Source organism: Sutcliffiella rhizosphaerae (assembly GCF_917563925.1).
GTDB lineage: Bacteria > Bacillota > Bacilli > Bacillales > Bacillaceae_I > Sutcliffiella_A > Sutcliffiella_A rhizosphaerae.
Window position 1 is genome coordinate 1 of sequence record NZ_CAKJTJ010000087.1, and the last position, 748, is coordinate 748.

Below are 748 nucleotides of genomic sequence, written 5' to 3' on the forward strand. Positions count from 1 at the left end.
CAAGAAGTAGATTCCTCCGTCTTTGGTAACGCCATGATGGAGTTGTTTCTAGAGAAATTCAGCTTGGAAGAGCTTGCCCACATGCCTCTTGAAGAACTCGCTGCATTTCTACAAGAGAATGGGAAAAATCGATTTGGCGATCCTGAATGTGTAGCTGCATCGATTCAGAAAGCTGTGCGATCTTCGTACCGTTTGGACAAAGTGGTGGAGGACTCCATGGATGTCATCCTAGGCACCTCCATTGAAGTAATTCGTACCTTCCAAAAGCAAATCAAAGAGATCGATAAAGCCATTAAGAAAATCATGGCTGGTTTGACCCAGACGCTTGAATCTATTCCTGGTATTGGACCTGTATTCGCTGCAGGTATCATCGCTGAAATCGGCCAAATTGAGCGATTTGAGGATGAAACCAAAATAGCGAAATACGCTGGGTTATACTGGAGAAAACATCAGTCTGGGCGCTTCACCGCTGAAGATACATCTCTTTCACGTAATGGGAACCAGTACTTGCGGTATTACTTAGTTGAAGCCGCCAACTCTGTACGAAGGCATGTACCGGACTACCAGGCATATTACGCGAAGAAGCATAGTGAAGTACCAAAACATCAACACAAACGAGCACTCGTTCTAACCGCAAGAAAACTTGTGCGATTGGTGGATGCGCTACTACGTAGTCACCAACTCTTTACGCCTGAAAGGGGCGTGAAAGAATGACGTAAGAAACGTCATCGCTATCCTTAATTAAAAT

At 44.8% G+C, this 748-nt stretch carries 1 protein-coding gene; it reads left to right on the forward strand.

Going from position 1 to position 748, the window contains the following annotated elements; genetic code table 11:
- Nucleotides 1-714 (forward strand): IS110 family RNA-guided transposase (locus LRP81_RS23135; RefSeq protein ID WP_230505552.1); only part of this gene is annotated, 714 nt, incomplete at its 5' end.
- Nucleotides 715-748 lie beyond the last annotated feature (34 nt).